22 protein-coding genes are annotated in these 24,892 nt (G+C 29.9%); 19 read left to right on the plus strand and 3 right to left on the minus strand.

Annotation, left to right across the window (positions count from 1 at the left end; translation table 11 throughout):
- Positions 1-75 precede the first annotated feature (75 nt).
- From BFN48_RS04930 to yihA, 3 genes are all read left to right on the plus strand, one after another.
- Positions 76-903 (plus strand): CPBP family intramembrane glutamic endopeptidase, encoded by an 828-nt coding sequence (locus BFN48_RS04930; protein ID WP_069649797.1) that lies wholly within the window; start codon positions 76-78, stop codon positions 901-903.
- A 163-nt stretch (positions 904-1,066) separates the two neighbouring features.
- Positions 1,067-3,421, plus strand: coding sequence for an endopeptidase La (gene lon / locus BFN48_RS04935; protein WP_069649798.1), 2,355 nt, complete (start codon positions 1,067-1,069; stop codon positions 3,419-3,421).
- A complete protein-coding gene (gene yihA / locus BFN48_RS04940) occupies positions 3,411-4,001 on the plus strand; it encodes a ribosome biogenesis GTP-binding protein YihA/YsxC (protein WP_069649799.1) in 591 nt (196 codons plus the stop codon). The genes lon and yihA overlap by 11 nt, the downstream gene beginning before the upstream one ends.
- Before the next feature lie 32 nt (positions 4,002-4,033).
- Here the strand turns inward: yihA and BFN48_RS04945 are convergent, their stop codons facing one another.
- Complete coding sequence (locus tag BFN48_RS04945; RefSeq protein WP_069649800.1) at positions 4,034-4,891, minus strand: DMT family transporter; 858 nt, start codon at positions 4,889-4,891, stop codon at positions 4,034-4,036.
- Positions 4,892-5,157: 266 nt separating this feature from the next.
- On the opposite strand from BFN48_RS04945, the gene BFN48_RS04950 reads away from it, so the two are divergent.
- Positions 5,158-5,508, plus strand: a complete 351-nt coding sequence (locus tag BFN48_RS04950; protein WP_176718819.1) for an ATP-binding protein — start codon at positions 5,158-5,160, stop codon at positions 5,506-5,508.
- Positions 5,509-5,589: 81 nt separating this feature from the next.
- Here BFN48_RS04950 and BFN48_RS04955 read toward each other — a convergent pair whose 3' ends face one another.
- Both BFN48_RS04955 and BFN48_RS04960 read right to left on the minus strand, forming a co-directional pair.
- Complete coding sequence (locus tag BFN48_RS04955) at positions 5,590-5,796, minus strand: ATP-binding protein (protein ID WP_069649802.1); 207 nt, start codon at positions 5,794-5,796, stop codon at positions 5,590-5,592.
- A 74-nt stretch (positions 5,797-5,870) separates the two neighbouring features.
- A complete protein-coding gene (locus BFN48_RS04960; RefSeq protein WP_242863217.1) occupies positions 5,871-6,743 on the minus strand; it encodes a helix-turn-helix transcriptional regulator in 873 nt (290 codons plus the stop codon).
- A 210-nt stretch (positions 6,744-6,953) separates the two neighbouring features.
- On the opposite strand from BFN48_RS04960, the gene yiaY reads away from it, so the two are divergent.
- The 15 genes from yiaY to BFN48_RS05040 all read left to right on the plus strand — a co-directional run bounded on the left by yiaY (position 6,954) and on the right by BFN48_RS05040 (position 24,889).
- Positions 6,954-8,108, plus strand: coding sequence for an L-threonine dehydrogenase (gene yiaY / locus BFN48_RS04965; protein WP_069649803.1), 1,155 nt, complete (start codon positions 6,954-6,956; stop codon positions 8,106-8,108).
- Positions 8,109-8,274: 166 nt separating this feature from the next.
- Positions 8,275-8,832, plus strand: a complete 558-nt coding sequence (locus BFN48_RS04970) for an HD domain-containing protein (RefSeq protein WP_083238807.1) — start codon at positions 8,275-8,277, stop codon at positions 8,830-8,832.
- 5 nt (positions 8,833-8,837) lie between these two features.
- Complete coding sequence (locus BFN48_RS04975) at positions 8,838-9,236, plus strand: secondary thiamine-phosphate synthase enzyme YjbQ (RefSeq protein WP_069649805.1); 399 nt, start codon at positions 8,838-8,840, stop codon at positions 9,234-9,236.
- A 58-nt stretch (positions 9,237-9,294) separates the two neighbouring features.
- Positions 9,295-10,182, plus strand: coding sequence for a hypothetical protein (locus BFN48_RS04980; protein WP_069649806.1), 888 nt, complete (start codon positions 9,295-9,297; stop codon positions 10,180-10,182).
- A 144-nt stretch (positions 10,183-10,326) separates the two neighbouring features.
- Positions 10,327-12,006: a formate--tetrahydrofolate ligase gene (locus BFN48_RS04985; protein WP_069649807.1), complete on the plus strand. Its 1,680-nt coding sequence runs from the start codon at positions 10,327-10,329 to the stop codon at positions 12,004-12,006.
- A gap of 329 nt (positions 12,007-12,335) precedes the next feature.
- A complete protein-coding gene (locus BFN48_RS04990) occupies positions 12,336-14,381 on the plus strand; it encodes a urocanate hydratase (protein WP_069649808.1) in 2,046 nt (681 codons plus the stop codon).
- A gap of 69 nt (positions 14,382-14,450) precedes the next feature.
- The gene (gene ftcD / locus BFN48_RS04995; protein WP_242863218.1) at positions 14,451-15,356 is read left to right on the plus strand and encodes a glutamate formimidoyltransferase; all 906 of its coding nucleotides are present in this window, start codon (positions 14,451-14,453) and stop codon (positions 15,354-15,356) included.
- A gap of 4 nt (positions 15,357-15,360) precedes the next feature.
- Complete coding sequence (gene hutI / locus BFN48_RS05000) at positions 15,361-16,644, plus strand: imidazolonepropionase (protein ID WP_069649809.1); 1,284 nt, start codon at positions 15,361-15,363, stop codon at positions 16,642-16,644.
- Complete coding sequence (locus tag BFN48_RS05005; RefSeq protein WP_069649810.1) at positions 16,629-17,246, plus strand: cyclodeaminase/cyclohydrolase family protein; 618 nt, start codon at positions 16,629-16,631, stop codon at positions 17,244-17,246. Before hutI ends, BFN48_RS05005 begins: the two co-directional genes overlap by 16 nt.
- Positions 17,247-17,538: 292 nt before the next feature.
- Positions 17,539-17,826 carry a hypothetical protein gene (locus tag BFN48_RS05010; protein WP_069649811.1) on the plus strand — a complete coding sequence of 96 codons (288 nt, stop codon included), beginning with the start codon at positions 17,539-17,541 and terminating at the stop codon, positions 17,824-17,826.
- Between the two features lie 244 nt (positions 17,827-18,070).
- Positions 18,071-18,358 (plus strand): hypothetical protein, encoded by a 288-nt coding sequence (locus BFN48_RS05015; RefSeq protein ID WP_069649812.1) that lies wholly within the window; start codon positions 18,071-18,073, stop codon positions 18,356-18,358.
- 70 nt (positions 18,359-18,428) lie between these two features.
- Positions 18,429-18,836 carry a hypothetical protein gene (locus tag BFN48_RS05020; RefSeq protein ID WP_069649813.1) on the plus strand — a complete coding sequence of 136 codons (408 nt, stop codon included), beginning with the start codon at positions 18,429-18,431 and terminating at the stop codon, positions 18,834-18,836.
- 981 nt (positions 18,837-19,817) lie between these two features.
- A complete protein-coding gene (locus BFN48_RS05030; protein WP_069649815.1) occupies positions 19,818-21,002 on the plus strand; it encodes a YibE/F family protein in 1,185 nt (394 codons plus the stop codon).
- A 246-nt stretch (positions 21,003-21,248) separates the two neighbouring features.
- Positions 21,249-21,563: a hypothetical protein gene (locus BFN48_RS05035; protein ID WP_069649816.1), complete on the plus strand. Its 315-nt coding sequence runs from the start codon at positions 21,249-21,251 to the stop codon at positions 21,561-21,563.
- Between the two features lie 275 nt (positions 21,564-21,838).
- Positions 21,839-24,889 carry an AAA family ATPase gene (locus BFN48_RS05040; protein ID WP_069649817.1) on the plus strand — a complete coding sequence of 1,017 codons (3,051 nt, stop codon included), beginning with the start codon at positions 21,839-21,841 and terminating at the stop codon, positions 24,887-24,889.
- The last annotated feature ends 3 nt before the right edge of the window (positions 24,890-24,892 follow it).

A 24,892-nucleotide genomic window follows, 5' to 3' on the forward strand; every position in this document is an offset into this window, starting at 1 on the left:
TGATAAAACTTATTTTTAATTGAAAGTTGCATTATTTTTGATAAAATATTATTGTATACCATTGGGGGGATTAATGTGGGAGTATTATCGTATGTGAAGTTTATTTTTACAATATTTCTGATAGTAATTCTTTTAAAGCAGTATGTAGAAATGTGGATTTTTTTAGATAAATTAAATCGAAAACTGCTTAAATATGTACTGCCTATTTTTGAAATTTTTCTTCTGCTTTTTTATGATGGGCTTTTCTTATTCCCTTCTGTTGTTGTATTCTTAATTTTAATATATAGATTTAATATATTGGATAATAGGGCATTTAAGACTTTTTATCCTATTAGTAAACTTAAGTTTAATATAAATATTAAGTTTATTTTGCAGGTTGTTTTCATATCACCATTTTTATTTTTCATACTCCAAGCGATAACCAGTTTTATTTTAGATAGCAGTGGAAATAATTTAATTTATCAAAAACAACTTATTGACTATTTAACGTTTTTTATATTAACATCTATAATAGCCCCAGTAGTAGAAGAGTTTACTTTTAGAGTATTGATATACGATAATTGGCTTTCTGACTTATTTAATAAAAAGATTGTTGCAGTATTACTTTCTTCTGCTATTTTTGCTTTTACTCATTTTGATTATAAAACATATATTTATACGTTTGTAACAGGTGTAATATTATGTTTTATTTATGATATTTATGGGTATTTATGTTCAGTAACTTTACATATGCTTTTTAATACATATTCATTTTTAGGAATGTTAGGTATTAATATAGAGTGGAAAAATCTCTTTATAGTATCTTTAGTTTCACTATCTATATTGGTTATAAACTATAATGTGAAAAAGAAAAATAGATTCTTATGGAGTAACAAAATCTTCAATTTAAATAAATCAAGGTAAATTTTATTGAAATCCATTACGAAAATTATTTTTAAATATTTACAATTTTAATAAGGTATAATAATTTTCTATGGATTATAAAAATTTTGCAGAAAAGAAAGAATATAGTTAGATAGATGTAAGTTATACATTACTGATTTGTACACCTAAAGGAGTTGATGTTATGGAAGAAAACAAGGTAGTAAACAGAAAAAGAGTAATACCTCTTATACCATTAAGAGGACTTTCTGTATTTCCATATATGGTAATGCATTTTGATGTTGGTAGAGATAAATCTATTAATGCTTTAGAACAGGCTATGGTAAATAATTCACTTATTTTCCTTACATCTCAAAAAGAAGCTAAGGTAGATATGCCTTCAACAGAAGATTTTTATCATGTAGGAACAGTATGTAAGATTAAGCAGATGTTAAAGCTTCCAGGAGATGCTATCAGAGTTTTAGTTGAAGGAATTAATAGAGGTAAAATTACTGAGATTTTAAAAGAAGACCCATATTTTGAGGTAGAGATAGAAGAATTTATTTACGATACTGAAAAGGAAAAAGATATAGAAACAGAGGCTATGATGAGGCTTGTATTAGAAGCCTTTGAGGAGTATGTTAAAGTAGGTAATAAAGTTTCTCCAGATGTAGTGATTACAGTTTCTGAAATTGATGAACCAGGAAGATTAGCAGATGTTATAGCATCATATATTCAGTTGAAACCAGAGGATAAACAAAAAATATTGGAAGCTTTTGACCCTTATGAAAGATTGGAAACTCTATACATAATTTTGAAAGAAGAAATAGAAGTATTAGAAATTGAAGAAAAGATATATCAAAGAGTGAGAAAGCAAATAAACAAATTGCAGAAGGAATATTATCTTAAAGAGCAGCTAAAGGCTATACAAAAAGAATTAGGAGAAGACGATGGAATAGAAGCTGAAGTTGAAGAGTATAAGGAGAAAATAAATAAAATAAAAATGCCAAAGGAAGTAAAAGAAAAGGCATTGAAGGAAGCAGACAGATTATTAAAATTATCTCCTGCATCAGCAGAGACTGGTGTTATAAGAAATTATTTAGAGTGGATTATTGAGCTTCCTTGGGACAAGAAGACTAAAGATAGAATTGATATTAAGAAATCTAGAGAAATATTGGATGAAGACCATTATGGTCTTAAAGATGTTAAAGAGAGAATTCTTGAATATCTAGCTATAAGACAGTTAGCAAAAAATATGAAAGGGCCAATTTTATGTTTGGTTGGACCTCCTGGAGTTGGAAAGACTTCAATTGCTAAATCTATAGCTAGGTCTTTAAATAGAAAATTTGTCAGAATGTCTCTTGGTGGAGTAAGAGATGAAGCAGAAATCAGAGGGCACAGAAGGACATATGTAGGAGCTATACCAGGTAGAATAATATCTTCAATGAGAAAAGTAGGTTCAAAAAATCCTGTATTTTTATTCGATGAAATAGATAAATTAAGTAGTGATTTTAGAGGAGATCCAGCATCAGCATTATTGGAGGTTTTAGACCCTGAGCAGAATAGTACATTTACTGACCATTATTTAGAAGCACCTTTTGATTTATCAAAGGTTATGTTTATAACAACAGCGAATACAACATCTACAATTCCAAGACCATTACTTGACAGAATGGAAGTTATAAGAATATCTGGTTATACAGAAGAAGAAAAAGTACAGATAGCAGTAAAGTATCTGTTACCTAAACAGATGAAAGAGCATGGCTTGAAAAAAGAAAACATAATAATATCAGAAAATACTATAAGAGATATTATAAACAAATATACAAGAGAAGCTGGTGTTAGAAATCTTGAAAGAAATATAGCGAATATATGCAGAAAAGTCGCTAAAAAGATAGTAGAGGATAATGTAAAAACTGTAAGAATAAATAGTAGTAACTTGCATAAATATTTGGGTATTCCTAAATTTAGATATGAAAAAGCGGCCGAGGAGCATCAGGTGGGAATAGCAACAGGTCTAGCTTGGACTGCATTTGGTGGAGAAACTTTATCTATTGAAGTTAATTGTATGAATGGAACAGGTAAATTGCAGCTTACAGGACAGCTTGGAGATGTAATGAAGGAATCGGCAATGGCAGGTATAAGCTATATTAGGTCGAAGGTTAGCGAATTAGGCATAGAAGATGATTTTTATAAAGAAAAGGATATACACATTCACGTTCCGGAAGGAGCTATTCCTAAAGATGGACCATCAGCGGGTATAACAATGGCTACTGCTGTAATATCTGCTTTATCAAATATCCCAGTTAGAAGTGATGTAGCCATGACTGGTGAAATTACTTTAAGAGGTAGAGTGCTACCTGTAGGTGGAATAAAAGAGAAGGTTTTAGCAGCACACAGAGCAGGTATTAAAAAAGTTTTATTGCCTTGGGATAATAAAAAGGATATGGAAGAAATACCTGATAAAGTTAAGAGAAAATTAGAATTTGTATTGGTTAAGAATATGGATGAAGTATTAGAAAATGCATTAGTGAAAAAGGATGATGGCGATGAAGATTAGAGATGTAAAATTACTAATTACAGCAGTAAATGAGGATCAGTATCCAAGTGAAGGAGTACCAGAAATAGCTTTAGCAGGAAGGTCTAATGTAGGAAAGTCTTCACTTATCAATGCATTGATTAACAGAAGAAATTTTGCAAGGACTAGTTCTCAGCCCGGAAAAACACAGACAATAAACTTTTACAGTATAAACGATGAGCTTAGATTAGTGGATTTACCTGGATATGGATATGCTAAGGTTTCGGTAAAAGAGAGAGAAAAATGGGGTAAGATGATAGAAAATTATCTAACAAGTAGAAAATCACTTAAAGAAGTTTTTCTTCTTTTAGATATTAGACACGCTCCAGGGGAACATGATAAGATGATGTATAATTGGATAAAATCCTTTGGCTATAAGGGAATAATTATAGCTACTAAAGCAGATAAAATTGCTAAGGGTAAGTGGATGAAACACATATCAATAATAGCAAAAGAGTTAGGAGTAGAAGATAGAAATTTGATAATACCATTTTCTGCAACTAAAAAGGTGAATATAGATAAGATATGGGAGATTGTTGAAAACATTTTAAATGAATCTTAAATAGAAATTAAGAGGGACTTAATTGTCCCTCTTTAACTTTTGTTAAGTTTTATTTCACCAAGAATCATTCCTGTAAGAATGAGTATACTCCCTAGAATTGCTTTAGCTGTCATAACTTCATGAAGAAGTATATAGGCAAATATAGCAGAAAAAACAGGTTCTGCTGTATATATTAAGGCAGTATGTGTAGGCGATGTAAATCTTTGCATAGTATTTTGAATTATATATGCTCCAGATGTAGCTAGAATACCTGTAATAAATATAGCTATCCATACATCTGTAGATTTAGGAATAATGAAGTTTTCTGTAGATAGAGAAAAAATTAAACTTAACATTCCGACAATTCCTATTTGTATAACGGCTAAAGCTATTGAGTCAACCTCTGTTGTATATTTTCCAACTAGTATTATATGAAAAGCAAATGCAAAAGCGCATATTAAAGTATAAAAGTCTCCTATATTGAGAGATAAATTCGTATTAAGAGTCATAAATCCGAGTCCTAGTATTGCTAGTAATATACCAATTATAGTTGATATATTTGGTGTTTTTTTTAGCAGAATTGCAGAAAAAACTGGCACTAATACAACAGAAAAACCAGTTATAAATCCAGATTTAGATGCTGTTGTATATAATAAACCAACAGTTTGGAATGCATAACCAGCAAATAGAACTATGCCAATAATAGAACCTAAAAATAAAGTTTTTTTATTTAATTTTTTCATATTTTTAAAGAATATTAGATAAGAAACTAAAAAAGCAACAAAAAATCTAATAGTTAAGAAATTATATGTAGGGATATCTTTAAGAGCATTTTTTGTTATTACAAAAGTAGATCCCCAAACGATTGTAACTAACAAAAGAGCTAAATCAGCTTTAAGTTGTTTTGTCACTTTATTCCCCTCCAGAAGATTTGTTTTATAAATTATAACATATATAAATATGATATACAGAATGTTGATAAAGCAAATTATTTATGAAAATATAAGTGATTCTACAAGATATATAAATATGTTATAATAAATTTGATTTTAAAACTTTTGATTAACTGTTTGTCCAAGTGGGTATAATAATTTTGGTGAAAAAAATAAATAATTAATACAATTGGATGGATGTGATTGTGTTGAACCTAATAATTAAAGAGACCATTTCGAGCGATTTGTACAAAGTAAAAAACATTATAGATGAAATAATTAATGAAGTTAATAGAGTGATTTGTGATGAGAACATAATATTTGATGTAAAACTCATTTTAAGTGAACTTGTAGTGAACAGTGTAATCCATGGGAATAAACAGGATGAATGCAAGATAGTTAATATTTATTTAAGAATACAGGATGAACTGATTAGGATTGAAGTAACTGATGAGGGCAAAGGAGTTGATTATAATATAGATGAGTATGATCCTATGGATTTGAAAATTGGTGGAAGAGGACTTGTAATAGTTGATGGGTTAAGTGATGAGTTTTATATTGAAAGGAATAAAGTTGTATCAATTAAATATATATAAAAAATATAAATGTTTTTAATTAATAAAAATTAGGCTAACAGTTGGCAGTCGACAGCTGTTAGCCATATTTATTTTATACGTCTATTTTTCAACCATTTCAACTGCTCTATGAGGACAATAATTTACGCATTTGCCACAACCAATACAGATATCAGGATCTACTTCAGGAGTAGATGCTCTAAAAAATCCTTCTCTTTTTTGTTTAACAGCATTAACAGGACATACTCTAACAACAGGGCAAAATGGTGATTGGTCGCATCTGTTTGGGTTAATTACTGCTTTTTTCATATTGTAATCCCTCCTTCTATATACCCTGTACGGGTATATTATAACATATAATATAGAATATTTAAAGAGGGAAATCAAAATATATTATGCAAATTCCTTGAGTTTTTTTTGATAGAAGTTTTTTTGTATTGTTTTGGAGTAACACCATATTTATTTTTGAACAGTTTTATAAAATATGAAATGTTTTCATAACCCACATTATATGCCACTTCTGTAACGTTATGTTCTTTTAAAAGTTCCTTTGCTTTTGATAACCTAATATTTTTCAAATAGTCCTTTGGTGAAATCCCTACTATTTTTTTGAAATACAAAGAGAAGTTTGATTCAGACATATTTAAGCTCCATGCTATGTCTTTTATATTTATAGCTTGGTTATAGTTTTCTTCCATATATCTAATAGCTTTATAAATGGGATTTTTATATTCTGTGTTTAATATTAGATTAGCGCCTTTTATTTTAAGTAAGTTATAAATAACTTCCTGAGCGTATAAATCTATTAAGAATTCTTTATTTTTATCAGAACTATTGTAAGTTTTTATAATCTTTGATATACAATTTTTTATCTCATTGTCACTTGTAGCAATAAACAAATCATTATAAATTAACCTATCTGTTTCTATTTTTAAATCCAAAGATATTTTATTACTTATGTTATAAATTAAGTTACTATTTAGTTCTAAAACTAGTGCTTTGGTAGGAATATTTATTTCCATTTCGACACTAGAGTGGGGAGGTAACAATATAAATTGATTACTATCGTATTTAAAAGTGTAATCATCATTAACTTTAACTTTTTTCTCACCTTCAATTATTGTACAGAGTCTATTGTATTCATATGATTTATACTTGCCCTTATATTTTTTAGTGAAATCATAATAAAAAATTCTTAAATAGTCTGTTTCGAATCCATCTAAAAATTCTAAATTTCTATCAAAGCTGTTCAACATGTTATTACCTCCATTGTTACAATTCTGATAAATTAAATTATATCATAAAACAAGCACTATGTTAATTATTTATCAATATATGGTTGTTATATATATTTTAAAAATTTAGCTTATTTTTTAAAATTTTGAGTTAGTTTTTTAAAAATTAATATTGTATTATCAAATTGTAAAGAATATTTTCAAGATAATAATTTTTAAGGAGGATAAAGGATGGATAAGACTTTCAGATTTTTTATGCCACCTGTAAGTTTAATGGGCCCTGGTTGTTTAAAAGAAGCAGGAAAAGAAATAAAATCTTTAGGGCTCAAGAAAGCTTTAATAGTAACTGATAAAGTATTAGTAGAAATTGGTTTAGTAAACAAATTAACAGAAGTATTAGACACAGAGGGAATAGAATACGTTATTTATGATGGTACTCAACCTAACCCAACTGTTAAAAATGTAGAAGATGGCTTAAAATTATTAAAAGAAAATGCTTGTGATTTCATCATATCTTTTGGTGGAGGTTCTCCTCATGATTGTGCTAAAGGTATAGGTTTAGTTGCTACAAATGGAGGTTCAATTAAGGACTACGAAGGTGTAAATAAATCAACTAAGCCAATGTTACCTTTAGTGGCAGTAAATACAACAGCTGGAACAGCAAGTGAAATGACAAGATTCTGCATTATAACAGATGAAGAAAGACACATAAAAATGGCTATTGTGGACTGGCGTACAACACCTAACTTAGCAGTAAATGATCCTTTATTAATGTTAGAAATGCCTAAATCATTAACTGCTGCTACAGGAATGGATGCTTTGACACATGCAGTAGAAGCTTATGTATCAACTGAAGCTACTCCTGTAACTGATGCTTGTGCGTTAAAGGCTATTGAGCTAATTTCTCAATACTTGAGAAAAGCAGTTGAAAATGGTCAAGACCGTGAAGCAAGAGATAAAATGGCTTATGCTGAATTTTTAGCTGGTATGGCTTTTAATAATGCAAGTTTAGGTTATGTTCATGCTATGGCTCATCAGTTAGGAGGTTTTTATGACTTACCACACGGAGTATGTAATGCGGTATTATTACCTCACGTTCAAGAATATAATGCTAAGGTAGTACCTGAAAGATTAGCAGATATAGCTAAGGCTATGGGAGAAAACATCGAGGGTCTTTCAGTAAAAGAAGCAGCTGAAAAAGCTATAGAAGCGATTAAAAAATTATCTGCTGATGTAGGTATTCCATCAGGTTTGAAGGAATTAGGAGCTAAAGAAGAAGATATTAAAACACTTTCAGAAAATGCATTAAAAGATGCATGCGGATTTACAAATCCAAAACAGGCAAGTTTGGAAGAAATTATGGAAATATATAAAAGAGCAATGTAATAAGAGGATAAAAACTAAGGCAATGAACCACTAGGACAATGGATTAGGTTCATTGTCTTATTTTTTTTGCTTTTTTATTGTAACTAAAGATAATAAATTTGCATTTTTATGGTTGTTGTGGGTATTATGTAATATATAAATATGCAATGAAGGAGCGATAATTATTATGATTGAGCGTGCTATTAAAGTAGCAGCTAAGGCGCATAAAAATCAAACTAGGAAGTGTACAGATATTCCATATATTACACACCCGTATACAGTAGGTATGATGCTTTTAAGAGAGGGATTATCTGAAGAGATAGTTGCTGCTGGGATTTTACATGATACTGTAGAAGATACATCTATTACATTAGAATTTATACAGAGGGAATTCGGTGAGAAAGTAGCTAAAATTGTAAAAGGATGCTCAGAACCTGATAAAACATTACCATGGGAAGATAGAAAAAAACATACTATTGAATATCTAAAGACTGCTTCGTTTGAAGAACAGGTTGTTTCATGTGCAGATAAATTACATAATATTAGTACTATGTATGAAGCATATAAAAAAATGGGTGAAAAAGTATGGCAGCGATTTAAAAGAGGAAGGGATAAACAAGAGTGGTATTATAAAAGTTTAGTAGAGGTGTTATGTACAGAAGAAAATTTAAACAGTGGTATAATTCTTTTTAAAGAGTTTAAGAATATGGTTGATAAGATGTTTAGTAATAACTTTAAGGGGTGATTTGCTTGATAAAAACTTTGCAGATAAAAACAGAAAAGCATACAGAGTTTATAGATATAACAAGAAAAGTACAAGAAATAATAATGAATTCAAAAGTTAAAAGTGGCGTTTGTTATATTTTTATACCACATACAACAGCTGGAATAACAATAAATGAAAATGCTGATCCTGATGTAAAGTCTGATATGTTGATGGAGCTTAATAAAATAATACCATTTGATGATAATTATAAGCATATTGAGGGGAATTCTTCAGCACATATAAAAGCTAGTTTGTTGGGTTTTTCAGAAACAGTTTTTATAGAAGATGGACGATTACTTTTGGGTACATGGCAGGGGATATATTTTTGTGAGTTTGACGGCCCCAGAGTTAGAAAGGTTTATGTAAAAATTATTGAAGATTAATTAAGAAAAAACATTAAAAATATAAAGATTGGGATATACTAACTTTGAGGTGATTGAGTTGAGAAAGACAGTAAAGTTTAAAAAAATAATTTTTGTCTTAATACTTATTTTGATAATTTTACCAGTTAGTATATCCTGCAGTAAACAACAAGAAAAACCGTCGCCTAAGACAAAAAAAGATGAAATACCTACTTCATTGAAGGCTATGGTAGAAGATGTAGAAAATATATTTAAAGAAATAGAAAAAATAAAAGAAGAGAAAGAGAAGGCAGCTGAATCTAAAAAAGAAGATAAAAAGAAGGAAGAGGAAAAAGATAAACAGCAGAAAGATGAAAAGCAAGATGAGTCAAAAGACAAGATGGGACAATCAGAGAAAAAGTCTGAGGAAGGAAAAGAAGAAGCTGATATAGAAGAGAAAGTAAAAAAAGCATGGGAAGCTGTAAATAAAGTAATTGTTAATGTTCATAAGAAATGGAATGAGTATGAGTTAGATGTTGTAAAAGATGGTATAAGAGAAGAAGATATAAAGAAATTTGAAGAAGCTCTTGATAATTTGACAATATCAGTAGATGCTAAAAATGAAATTAACTCTTTGTTTAATACAAATAGTGTAACTTTACGTCTTTCGAACTTTTTAAATATGTATAAAGGAAACCCTGATGGTGAGGTTGAAAAATTAAAGTATAATATCAGGCAGATACATTTGTATGGAGAAATTAACGAATGGGCTAAGGCTATGGATATGTCAAAATATCTAGAACCTATTTTCGAAAGACTTAGCCAAAAAATAAAATTGGATAAAAAAGATGAAAAGCTTAAAGAAAAACTAAAAGCTTCTATACAGGATTTAAAAAGTGTTATAGATAAGAAGAATGTTGAATTATTGAAGATTAAAAGAGATATAGCACTTCAAAATTTGGATACTTTAAAAGAAGCAGCTAAGTAAAAGCCAAAGGCTATTTTGTCTTTGGCTGTATTTTTTGCACAAAAATATCAGAAAATTTTAAATAAAGATTAAAATTAGACGAATTGGTGACGATAAAACATTATAATAACAATTAGAGTTAAAAAAAAGGAGAGGGTGGGAAAAATGGTTAAAGTACCGAGTGATATTGAAATCGCACAAAATGCTAAAATGCAGCCAATTACAGAGGTTGCAAAAAAATGTGATATTTTAGAGGATGAATTAGAGCTATATGGAAAGTATAAGGCAAAAGTATCATTAGATGTATTAAAAAGACTAGAAAATGAACCAGATGGTAAGTTGATATTAGTTACAGCAATAAATCCAACTCCAGCAGGAGAAGGAAAAACTACAACAAACATAGGTTTAAGCATGGGATTAAATAAGATAGGTAAAAAAGCTATAACAACACTTAGAGAGCCTTCATTAGGTCCTTGTTTTGGTGTAAAGGGAGGAGCAGCAGGTGGAGGATATTCTCAGGTTGTTCCTATGGAAGATATAAACTTACATTTTACAGGAGATATCCATGCGATAACTACAGCACATAACTTATTAGCAGCATTACTTGATAACCATCTACATCAAGGAAATAAATTGAATATAGACCCTAGAAGAATTGTTTGGAAAAGGGTACTTGATATGAATGACCGTGCTTTAAGAAATATCGTAGTAGGGTTAGGTGGAAGAGCAAACGGAGTTCCTAGAGAGGACGGATTCGATATAACTGTTGCTTCTGAAATTATGGCAATTCTTTGTTTAGCAACTAGTTTAGAAGATTTAAAAGAAAGAATAGGGAATATGATAGTAGCATATACATATGATAATAAACCAGTGACTGCAAACGATTTAGATGCAACAGGAGCATTAACAATATTGCTTAAAGATGCTATAAAACCAAACTTGGTACAAACATTAGAAAATACACCTGCATTTATACATGGAGGACCATTTGCAAATATTGCACACGGATGCAACAGTATCATGGCTACAAAACTTGCATTAAAACTAGCAGACTATGTTGTAACAGAAGCAGGATTTGGTGCTGATTTAGGTGCAGAAAAATTCTTCAATATTAAGTGTAGATTTGCAGGATTAAAACCAGATTGTGCTGTAATAGTAGCTACAGTAAGAGCACTTAAGAACCACGGAGGAGTACCAAAGGATAAATTAAATGAAGAAAACCTTGAAGCTTTAGAAAAAGGTTTTGGAAACCTTGAAAAACATATAGAAAATGTTCAAAAATTCGGTGTTCCAGTTGTAGTAGCTATCAATGAATTCCCAACAGATACTGAAAAAGAATTAAACTTATTATTCGATAAATGTAAAGAGGCTGGAGCAGAAGTAGTTTTATCAAAAGTATGGGCAAAAGGTGGAGAAGGTGGAGTAGAACTTGCTAAGAAAGTTGTAGAGACTATAGAAAATAAACCTTCTAATTTCAAACCTTTATATGATGTTAATTTGCCAATAAAAGAAAAAATAGAAATAATAGCTAAAGAAGTTTATGGTGCAGATGGAGTTGACTTTACTAAGAAGTGTGAAAAACAAATTAAACAGATAGAAGAATTAGGTTTAGATAAGATGCCTATATGTATGGCAAAAACTCAGTATTCATTATCAGATGATCCAACATTAAAGGGAAGACCTACAGGCTTTAGAGTAACTGTTAGAGAAATAAAAGTATCTGCTGGAGCTAAGTTCTTAGTAGCTTTAACAGGAGATATTATGACAATGCCAGGATTACCTAAAGTACCTGCAGCTAACAACATGGATATATCTAAAGATGGTGAAATAACAGGACTATTCTAATAATAATGGAGCTAGTCAAAGTATATATATGAAAATAACGCTCATGCGAAAGAATTTAGAAAAAACTAAAGGTTCAAATTTTTAGAAAATCCTAACGCACCTAATCAAGACGTCCTGTCTTGTAGGATGCTGGCTTAGCGTCCTGCTAAGCCTACGGATTTTCTTCAAAATTTTCACCTAGTTTTTTAACTAAATTCTTTCAAGTATTTGCTTATATTTTCATAAATATTTAAAAAGATAAATTTGTTACAGTATGGATTATTCTAATAATAATGACGAATAGCGAATAGCGAAAGACTATTGACGATAATTTATAAAGGGGTGTTAATATGATATCAAATATTGATATTTCCAAGGCAATGACTATTAAACTAGAAGATATGTTTGATGAACTACCAGAAATGCCAAAATTCGTTGAAGGTATAAGAAGAGCACCTAAGAGAGAGTTTACTTTAACACAAAAAGAAACAGAGTTAGCATTAAAAAATGCACTAAGATATATACCTGAAAAGTGGCATGAAAAACTTGCGCCAGAGTTTTTAGAAGAACTTTTAACTAGAGGTAGGATTTACGGTTATAGATTTAGACCTGAAGGAAATATAAAAGCAAAACCAATAGATGAATATAAGGGTAACTGTATAGAAGGAAAAGCATTTCAAGTTATGATAGACAATAACCTTGACTTTGATATAGCTCTTTATCCTTATGAGCTTGTTACTTATGGAGAAACAGGTCAGGTTTGTCAGAACTGGATGCAGTATAGACTTATCAAAAAATATCTTGAAGTGATGACTCAAGATCAAACATTAGTAATAGAATCAGGACATCCATTAGGGCTTTTTAAATCATCACCAGAGGCTCCAAGAGTAATAATCACAAATGCTTTAATGATAGGTATGTTTGATGACCAAGAAAACTGGCATAGAGCAGCTGCACTAGGAGTTGCAAACTATGGTCAAATGACTGCTGGTGGATGGATGTATATAGGACCTCAAGGTATTGTTCATGGTACTTATAATACAATACTTAATGCAGGTAGAATTAAATTTGGTTTATCAAACGATGCAGATTTAAGAGGTCGTCTATTTGTGACTTCTGGTTTAGGTGGTATGAGTGGAGCACAAGGTAAGGCAGTTGAAATAGCTAATGGTGTAGGTATTATTGCTGAAGTTGACTATTCAAGAATACAGACGAGATATGACCAAGGATGGGTAAGTAAAATAGTAGACAACCCAGAAGAAGCATTTAAATTAGCTAAAGAATATATGGATAGAAAAGAAGGTATTGCAATAGCTTTCTATGGTAATATTGTAGATTTATTAGAATATGCAGTTGAAAATAATATAGATATAGATCTTCTTTCTGACCAAACATCATGTCATGCAGCATATGATGGAGGATATTGTCCACAAGGGCTAACATTTGAAGAAAGAACAGAGCTTCTTAGAACTGATAAAGCTAAATTCAGAGAATTAGTAGACAAATCTTTAAGACATCATTTTGAATTAATAAAGACTTTAGTTGATAGAGGAACATATTTCTTTGACTATGGTAACAGCTTTATGAAAGCTGTATATGATGCAGGAGTTAAAGAAATATGTAAAAATGGTGTGGATGAAAGAGATGGATTTATATTCCCATCATATGTAGAGGATATAATGGGACCACTTCTATTTGACTATGGATATGGTCCATTCAGATGGGTTTGCTTAAGTGGTAAGCGTGAAGACTTACTTAAAACAGATAAAGCTGCTATGGAATGTATAGATCCAAACAGAAGATTCCAAGATAGAGATAATTATATATGGGTAAGGGATGCAGATAAGAATAAATTAGTTGTAGGAACTCAAGCTAGAATATTATATCAAGATGCAATGGGAAGAACGAAAATAGCTCTTAAATTTAATGAGATGGTAAGAAAAGGTGAAATTGGACCTGTAATGATTGGAAGAGACCACCACGATACTGGGGGAACAGACTCACCATTCAGAGAAACATCTAATATAAAAGATGGTAGTAACATAATGGCTGATATGGCTACACAATGTTTCGCAGGAAATGCTGCAAGAGGCATGAGTCTTGTAGCACTTCATAATGGTGGTGGAGTAGGAATAGGTAAAGCTATTAATGGTGGTTTCGGATTAGTTTTAGATGGTAGTCAAAGAGTAGACAATATAATTAAAAGAGCAATGCCATGGGATGTTATGGGTGGAGTAGCAAGACGTGCATGGGCTAGAAATGAAAATTCTATTGAAACTTGTATCGAATATAACAAAATGAATGAAGGAACAGACCATATTACAATACCATACATTCCTGATGAAGATTTAGTAAAAGGTCTTGTTGACGAAGCATTTAAGAAAATGAATAAATAATCTGTATGAGGGGCTTTAAGTCCCTCATACTGCTGATAAGAATTGAACTAAACTTAAGGAGGAGAAAAAATGGCAGCAATGAAAAAGATAATAGAATGTGTACCTAATTTTAGTGAAGGTAGAGATTTAGAAAAGATAGAGAAAATAGTAAATCCGTTCAGAGGAAAAGATGGAGTTAAACTTTTAGATTATCAAAGGGATGAAGATCATAATAGATTAGTTGTAACAGTAGTTGGTGAGCCAGAGCCTTTAAAAGAAGCAGTTATTGAGGCTATGGGAGTTGCTATCGAGCTAATTGATATGACAAAACATGAAGGACAACATCCAAGAATGGGAGCTATAGATGTTGTGCCTTTTATACCTGTTAAGAATGTCAGCATGACAGAAGCTATTGAATTGTCAAAAGAAGTGGCCAGAGAAGCTGCAGAAAAGTATAATTTACCTATATTCTTATATGAAAAATCAGCTACAAGACCAGAAAGACAAAATCTTGCTAAAATAAGAAAAGGCGAATTTGAGGGTATGGAAGAAAAACTTAAAGACCCAGATTGGAAACCAGATTTTGGTCCAGATAAAGTTCATCCAACAGCTGGAGTAACTGCTGTAGGAGCAAGGATGCCTTTAGTTGCATTTAATGTTAATTTATCTACAGATAATTTAGAAATAGCTAATCAAATAGCTAGAAGAGTTAGACATATAAGTGGTGGTTTAAGATATTGCAAGGCTATAGGAATAGAACTTAAAGACAGAGGAATTGTTCAAGTTTCAATGAACATGACAGATTATACTAAGACAGCACTTTATAGAGTTTTTGAGCTTATAAGAATAGAAGCGAGAAGATACGGTGTAAATATAGTTGGAAGTGAGATTATAGGTCTTGTACCAATGGAAGCGTTAATTGATACTGCTGTATATTACCTTGGTATAGAAGACTTTTCTATGGAGCAAGTTTTAGAAGCTAGGATAATGGAGTGATTACATGAAAGGTAATATTATTATAAAGAATGCCAATGAGCTTGTTACTTGTAGTGGATTTAAAGCTAAGCATGGTAAAGAGATGTCTGATTTAAAGATAATTAATGATGGAGCAGTAGTAATAGAAGATGGAATTATTAAAGCAGTAGGAAAGACAGAAGAAATACTTAAACAGTATAATGAAAACAACTATGAAGTAATAGATGCGACTGGAAAAGCTGTATTGCCTGGTTTTGTAGATTCTCATACTCATTTTGTATTTGGAGGATATAGAGCGGAAGAGTTTTCTTGGAGGCTTCGTGGAGATAGCTACATGGAAATTATGAAAAGAGGCGGCGGCATTGTAAGTACAGTTAAAGCCACTAAAGAAGCTTCTGAAGATGAACTATTCCAATCAGGATTAAAGAGACTAGATTCAATGCTTTCTTTTGGAGTGACAACAGTAGAAGGAAAAAGTGGCTATGGATTAGATTATGAAACAGAAATTAAACAGTTAGAAGTAATGGCTAAGCTTGATAATGTACATCCTATTGATATTGCAAAAACTTTTTTAGGTCCTCATGCAGTACCAAAGGATTATAAAGGAAGAGAAGATGAATTTATAGATTTTATGATAGATGAAGTACTGCCTGTTGTTGCTGAAAGAAAATTAGCTGAATTCTGTGATATTTTTTGCGAAAAGAATGTTTTTTCCGTTGAGCAGTCTAGAAGGTATCTTAAAAAAGCTAAAGAATATGGATTTAAACTAAAAATTCATGCAGATGAAATTGTGCAGCTAGGTGGTGCCGAATTAGCGGCTGAATTAGGAGCCGTTTCAGCAGATCACCTACTGCAGGCATCAGATGAAGGAATAAGACAGATGGCTGAAAAAGGAGTTGTTGCTACGCTTTTACCTGGCACTGCATTTAGCTTAAAAGAGCCTTATGCTAGAGCTAGATATATGATAGACCAGAATTTAGCTGTTGCATTAGCTACTGATATGAATCCTGGTAGCTGTCATACAGAGTCAATACCTCTAATTTTCGCATTAGCTACACTTTATATGAATATGACTACTGAAGAAGCTATTACAGCACTTACTATTAATGGAGCTGCTGCAATAGGCAGGGTTGATAGCATAGGAAGTATAGATGTAGGTAAAAAAGGAGACATTATAATTCTTGAGTTTCCGTCATATAAGTATATTCCGTATCATATTGGTGTAAGTACTGTTGAAAAAGTGATTAAAAACGGCGTTTTAGTTTTTAATAAAGAAGATAGGGGGACAGTATTATGTTACAAGATTTAAACCTTAAGGAATTTCTAGAAAAAACAGCTTCTAAATCACCTGTTCCAGGTGGAGGAAGTGTAGCGGCTTTAAGTGCTTCTTTATCAGCTAGTTTAATCGAAATGGTTGGTAATTTGACGATAGGTAAAAAAGGCTATGAAGATGTAGAGGATGAGATGAAAGAGATAGTTAGTATTTGTTCTAAATACAGAGAAAAATTTGTTAACGATATAGATAGAGATTCAGACGCTTTTAATAAAGTAATGGCTGCTTTTAAATTACCTAAGGATACAGAGGAAGAAAAGGCGGCTAGAAAAAAGTCTATACAAGAAAGCTTTAAAACTGCTGCATTAGTACCTCTTGAAGTAGCTGAAGATGCTTTCAAATTATTAGAGTTTGCAGCAAAGGTTGTAGAAAAGGGTAATAAAAATGCAGTTACAGATGGAGCTGTTGCAGCTATGATGGCAAGGACTGCAGTTCTTTCAGCTTTATATAATGTAAAAATAAATTTAGGTTCTATAAAAGATGAGGAATTTGTATCTAAGGTATCAAAACAGGTTGAAAGTTTAGAATCTCAAGTAAACAATATAGAAAAGGAAATACTTTCAAAAGTTGAGTTATAAAAAACATTTATTTACAGTTTGACTTCGGGCATATAAGCTCGAAGTTTTTTTGTAGTAAAAGTCGAAATATAGGAAATTATGTTGGAAAAATATGATTGAACTAAAAAAAGCTGTTACAATAGATTCAAATTCATACAAATATAGTAAATAAAGAAATAAATTAGATGATAATAAAATGGGGGTGAGTTTTGAAATTTAAAATAAATATCCTAGAGTTAATATGGATAATGAAGTTATTTTCAAAAATGCCGATTATGTAATTTACTGATAATATAATGAAAGAGGGATAAAAATGAAGAAAATTATTTCCTTGCTTTTTATTATGATTTTGGTTTCGAACATTATTGTTTCAGATTATGCTGATGCTAGTACTAGTAAAATGTTTGATTATGAATTGTTTAAAAATAATATTATTAAACCAATGTATATTGCACATCTTTGTCATGACGGGCCATTACATGCAGAATGTGAATGGGTAACTACTATATATAATTGTGGATGTCAAAAAATTAAATGGATTTGTTGTTGTGGAATTACGATGAAGTTTTTTGAAATACCTTGTGATAAACATAGAGAATAGAAGTTATGTAAAAAGAAATGTGGAAAAATAGAACGGAAATTTTATTTGTTTTCTAGAGTGAAAATTATCGAAAATATATCTTTAATGTCATAGATAATTGTTACATATTCTATTTTTTTAATTGATTTATTTATTAGTTTTTACTAATTTAGCATGAAAAATATTAAAATTTTTTTAATTTGCTAAAATATCATAAATAGAATTATTTTAGGAAATTGCATTTATAAAATTAGGAGGGAAAAAATTGAAAAGGATTAAGTCATTTTTATTTATTATGGTATTAGTTTTAAGTATGATACTTCCAGTTTGCACTGATACAATATATGCATATAATAATTCGTTAATATATATTGTTGGACCTCAATATACTGTTATACATATTTGTCATACTGGTACAACTCATAAGTATTGTGAGTATTATTCTACAACTTATAAAAGTTGTGGATGTAGTTTTGAAAGATACAAATGCTGTTGTGGACAATTAATGCCTCTGAGTTTTGAACACATTTATTTTTGTGATGAGCATATTTAGGTTATGATAATTAATCTAAAGTTTTACGAAAAACTAAATATAGAAGATATATAAGTTTGGAGGTGATATTGTGGAATTAGCAAATAAAAAATCTTTTAGAATTATAAATTTTTTTTTATTTTTAATATTAATTTTAACTATAATTTTAACTGGATGTAATAAAGAAAAAAGTGGTTTTACTAATAATATGAGAAAAGAGGGAAATATAAGCACCGAAAATAGATTACTAAAAAAAGTAAATAAAGATAATAAAGATGAATTAATAAATATTAGGACAAAGTTGAAAGAAATAAATAAGGAAATAGATAGGATGAATAAAGTAATTACTAGTAAAAGTACGAATTTAGAAAAAAAATCCATTACTAATGACAATATAAATGATTTGATAAAAGAATATGAGGAAGAGATGAAAAAAATGGAGGAAATAGGTGATAAGTTAGTTGAAGAAATAGAGAAAGAATTGAATAGCCGAGAATAGAAGATATTTTCAAATAAAGATAGATATTTAGGAGGTATAGGTTTAATGAAGAAGTTTTTCTTATTATTAATCATAATAGTATTAGTTTTAAGTACGATAATGCCAGTTTATGCAGATAATAATCATAATTTACTAAAAGATGATATTATTAAGCCAATGTATATTGCACATATTTGTCATGATGGGCCATTACATGATTTTTGTGAATTGAAAGTGTTATCAGATCCTCCATGTCAATGTCGAACATATGTTATTAAATGTTGTTGTGGATCAATTATGGTTTATGCCCGAGATTATTGTGAAGATCATCAACCATAAATAGATTTTTATGATTGTCTAAGTATAGCATTAAAACGATTTTCAATTTATTACATTTAAGTTATAATTCAACACTATCACATTTAGAAATTTGGTTGTATATTTCTATTAAGAATAATAGTGTAAATATATAATTAGATATATAGTTGGAGAGGTAAATGGATGAAAAAACTTTTTCAATTATTATAAAAAATGTATTTTGAAATGTTTCATATGAAAGAAAAGATGAAACAGGGTTTTGAAGAAGCAAGGTGAGATAGAACAATAAATATAGTGACAGATAGAGTAATTTAAAATGCTGAAAAAATAGAAAGTATACAAGATAAAGTAAATAGTATTGAAATTATAATTAAGAATAAAAGTATGGTCGTAAATACTTTAAAGTGTTCGTTTTTATTTCATAAATTTTAATTAGTTTACTGACAGTTTAAAGCTACCTGAAGGGTAGCTTCTTTATTGTCTTTTTTCTATGAGGATTATGAGAATATCTGCTAAATCTATCATTATACCTAGTAACCTGACAAGATAATCGATATTTTTTATAATCGTTATTCTTATAAATATATTATTAACAGGTTCAATGCAATTAAGTTGCATTCTCTATTGACTAATGAATTGGAGTGATTTAATATTGTCTTATAAACTATTTAAAGGGTTGTCAAAATGAACATTTATAACAGCAATCGACTACTTTTTATTGCTCTATTGTTAATTGTATTTACTTTAGTGTTTAATACAGCAAATGTTTTTGCCGATGATAATGACGGTGGTTTTGAAACTGAAATGCAAGATATTAGTCAAGAAGAGCTAAAACCTGTACATGGAAAAGTAATCGAGATATTGTCAGATGAAATCGAGGAAACTGAAGGTTATGACCAAAACTATGAAATGCGTCATCAGCAAGTAAAAGTAAGAATTACAAGTGGAAAGCATAAAGGAGAAACTATTATTGTAGATAATTATATTGATGAAAGAGTAGTTTACAATATTGTTGTAAATAAGGGTGACAATGTACTTTTATTTTTAGAAGAAGATGAAAGTGGAAATATTTTAGTTGGATATATAGGTGAAATTGCAAGATATAGATATTTGCTTTATTTAGCTATAGCTTTTATACTTTTTTTAATATTAGTGGGCGGATTTAAAGGTTTTAAAACAGTAATAACTTTGGTCTTAACAATTTTAGCAGTTGTTAAAATATTACTACCTTTGATATTAAAAGGATATAATCCTGTATTGGTATCTGTAGTTGTCAGTATAGGAGTTATTGTTATAACTCTGTTAATTATAAGTGGATTAAATAGAAAAACTTTATGTGCTATTATAGGTACTGCAGGTGGAGTGTTAATTGCTGGACTGATAGCTTTAGGTATTGGTACAATGGCAAGACTTACGGGATTAGGTAATGAAGAAGCTCAAATGCTTATGTTTATTCCTCAGAATATAAGTTTTAATTTTAGAGGACTACTTTTTGCAGGAATTATACTAGGGGCCTTAGGGGCTGTAATGGATGTAAGTATGTCTATTTCTTCAGCTATGCATGAAATGCAGGCTGTTAATCCAGAAATTAGTACAAAGGATCTAATGAAGTCTGGTATGAATATGGGACGAGATATTATGGGAACTATGTCAAATACTTTAATATTAGCATATGCAGGTGGGGCAATTCATTTAATGCTTTTGTTTTTAGCGTATAACTTCTCACTTATTGAGATAATAAACAGAGATATGATTGCTTCAGAAGTCGTTAGGGCATTAGCTGGAAGTATAGGGCTTATTTTAACTATACCATTGACAGTTTTAGTATCAGCAACAATAGGAAGAGAAAAGAACAATTTTTCCGTATAACAAAATCTTTGATTTAAATAAATTACATTAAGGTAGATTTTGTTGAAATCCATTACAGAAATTATATTTAGAAATATCCGGCAGTTTAATAAGGAATATAATTTCCTATGGATTATAGAAAATTAGTTGTATATTTTTGTAAGGAATGATAATATAAATATAATAACAAAGCACATTTTTGCTTTCTGATTTGACGAATAGCGAATTGCGAAATACCATTTACAGTATTTTACTGGGGGTTACAGGATGGATGATAAAGTTTTTCAATTATTAGAAAAAATGTATTCAGAAATGCTTCGGATGAAAGAAGATATATATTCAAAGATACATCAATTGGAAGAAAAAATGAAACAAGGTTTTGAAGAAGGAAGGCACGATAGAGTAAGATTAGAACAAGTTTTAACTGATAAGATAGATATATTAACAGATGGAGTAACACAGAATTCTGAAAAAATAAATAGAATAGAAGACAAAGTAAATAGTATTGAAACTATGATTAAAGATAAAAGTATAGTCGTATCGAAAGATTATTATATACAATTACTTAAAAAAGCAGAATAGAGAGCCAACTTATGGCTCTTTTTTTATTATAACCGTCATTCGCTATTCGTCAGTCGCAATTCGATACTCGATATTTATTATATACGAAGAGCGAATAGCGAAAGGCGAACAGCCAAATAATTTTACATTTTTCATTTTCAATTTTACATTTCCCAAGTACCTAGTACCTAATGTCAAGTACCCAGCACCTAAATAAAAAAAGGATTTTAGTATATTTAGTCGAAATATATGAATAAAATCTTCGATTTAAATAAATTAAGTGAAAGTGGGATTATATGGCTTCAATATATGTAAAGATGTTTAATACTCCTACTGTAATAAAGGATGGCAAAAAAATAACTTTTCCTTTAAGAAAAGCAGAAGCTTTGTTTTATTATTTAGTGGTAAACAAAGAAGCAACTAGAGATGAGCTAGCTTTACTTTTGTGGGGAGAGCTTTCAGAAAAAATTGCAAAAAAGAATTTGAGAAATACGATGTATAAGATAAGAAAATCTTTTGATATGGATATTATCATATCTCCACAAAAGCAGATTGTTATGTTAAACCCTGAAGTAGATTTACATGCAGATTTGGATGTTTTTTTATCTGATAGCGATAATGATATCGAAGCGTATTCAGGAGAGTTTTTACAGGGTTTTTTAGTTAAAGATGCTCAAAAATTTGATGAATGGCTGTTAAGTACAAGAGAGAATTTCAAAGAAATATATATATCAAAGCTCTATAAAAGGATAAATGAAAGCCAATTAAAAAAAGAATATGATTTAGTTGAAAAATATGCAAAATTACTGATTGAAGCTGATGAATTTGATGAAAAGGCACATAGAATTTTGATGAAACTTTATAGTAATAAAGGAGCTTATAACAGAGCAATTGATATTTATAGCAAGTTATTAAAAAGATTAGCCAGTGAATTAGGAATAACTCCTGAGTCAGAAACTAAGGAGCTTTATGAAAATATTTTGCTTATGAGAAATTTGAAGGAAAAGAAAGATTTAAGTAACAAAGAATTTTTCTATGGGAGAAATAAAGAACTTCAGTTTCTAGAAAAAAATTTTAAGCAATTCATATACGGTAAAGATTCAAAGTCGGTCCTTATAATAGGAGAAGCTGGAATAGGCAAAACCAAGCTTAAGGATAAGTTTTTAAGTATGATAGACAAGAAAGATGTATATATAATTGAAGCTAACTGCTATCAAGTGGAAGAAGATTATTTACTTAAACCATGGAATACTATACTTGACAAGCTTACTGATATTATTGAAAGTGAAAAAATAGATATTCCAGTTTTGTGGAAAAATATTATCTCTTGTATATTTCCTGTATTTGCAGACGAATCAATACAGCTTAATATAAATCCAGTTGAAAGAATAGACAGTTTAAAATATCAGGTTGTTGAAGATGTAATTTTAAGTATTTTTAAAAAAGTTTCTAGAAGGAAAAAAATATTACTTATATTTGAAGATTTACATTGGATGGATGATATGAGTTTATCTTTACTTGGCAAAATAATTTTGCATGATGAAAATAATAATATAAATCTATTAGGCACTTTAAGAAATGTATGTAGTTATAAAATTGAGAAGTTTACATCACTTTTGAGTAAATATAATAGGGTAGAAAAAATATGCTTAAGTAGGTTTACGAAAAATGAGGTAGAGGATTTTTTAAATAAAGCTCTTCCAGAACATAAATTTACTGAAGAATTAAAAAATAGGATTTATGAAGAAACAGAAGGCAATACTTTTTTTCTAGTTGAATTTTTAAATACAGTAAAAGAAAAAGGTAATATAAACTTTATGACTTCAAAAATTCAAGACATACTAAAAAGCAGATTGCTAGATATTTCAGAAGGCGGCAGGAAAATAGTAAATATCATTTCACTATTTTTTGATGAGGCAAGTCTAGATATCATAAAAGAAGTAAGTGGAAAGAGTGAATTTGAAATTATTGAAATTATCGAAGAATTAAAAAACAAATATATAATTAAGGAAATAATTCAAGAAGATAAAATAAGTTATAAGTTTACTCATCAAAAATTAAGAGAGTTTGTATATTTTGAACAATCTCAGGCTATGAGAAGACTGCTTCATAATAAAGTTGGACTTATATTAGAGGGTAGTTTAAAGAATAATAACAGCGATATGCTTTTATATCCAAAGCTTATATATCATTTTTCTAATGGAGGCAATAAGTTAGCCACTTTAAAGTATAGTATAAAGAATGTTAATAAGTATTTAGATTTCAGTCATGAGCTTTTCCCTGAATTAACAAATATGCCAGTTAAGGACCAAGGGTATTTGTATATAACGAAAGATAGAGCTGTTAAGTATTTAGATGATATCGAGAAATTACTTGAAGAAGTAAAGGAAAAGGAAGGTCTGACTGAAGATATCGTAAAGATTGAGATAGCATTTTTTCATATGAAGGGTAGATATTTAATAAAAGAAGGTGAATATGACAAAGGAATTGATTATATAAAGAAGGTTATAAGTAAGTCTATTGAGATTGGAGAATATAAATACGCATTGAAGGGTTATAGACAGATGATATATTATTCTATTCAAACTCATAATAACGATATTATGAAAAAGTATCTAGATTTAGGCTTAAAGCTTGCCAGACAGTTGGAATATAAAAAGGATATAGCTATTTTATTAAGGCTTAAAGGGGTAAATAAGATTATGTCTGGTGAATACAGAAAAGCTGAAGAGTTTTTGAAGGAATCTATAAAAATGTTTACAATACTTAATCAAAATGAAGATAGGTATTCACTAAATATAGCAGCCGCCTATAACTATATAGGTGAGATAAGAAGGCATAACATGAGTTTTTCAACAGCACTTGTATTTTATGATAAAGCTATTAAAATCTGTGAAGACAAAAAAGTAATAAGAGGACTTACAATATTTACGACAAATGCAGGACAAGCAGCTTATGATATGGGGGACTATCATAGGGCGAGACAGTATTTAAGAAAAGCGTTAGAGGTATATAAGCAGATTGATGCACTTTGGGGGCGTTCAACTGCTGAAGGATATATGGCACTTTTATATGTGCAAGAAGGTAAATATAGAGAAGCCTTGGAATGTTTAAAAAGAGCAGATTCTTTTTCTAAAAAGCTAAAAAGTCCGTATGAATTAGGATTGGTATATAGAGTTAAGGCTGAGATTAGAGGTAAAATGGATAAAAATCAGTTTTTGAACGAGATATTTAAGGATTATTTGAAAAGGGATTTGAAATATTATTGCGATTGTGGTATAGAGCATCTTAAAAAAGTGAAGGAGAGCTATGAGATTGACATTCTGAAGGCTTTGAGGAGAGGATGAAAA

Origin of the sequence: Caloranaerobacter ferrireducens (assembly GCF_001730685.1) — a bacterium.
Taxonomy (GTDB): domain Bacteria; phylum Bacillota; class Clostridia; order Tissierellales; family Thermohalobacteraceae; genus Caloranaerobacter; species Caloranaerobacter ferrireducens.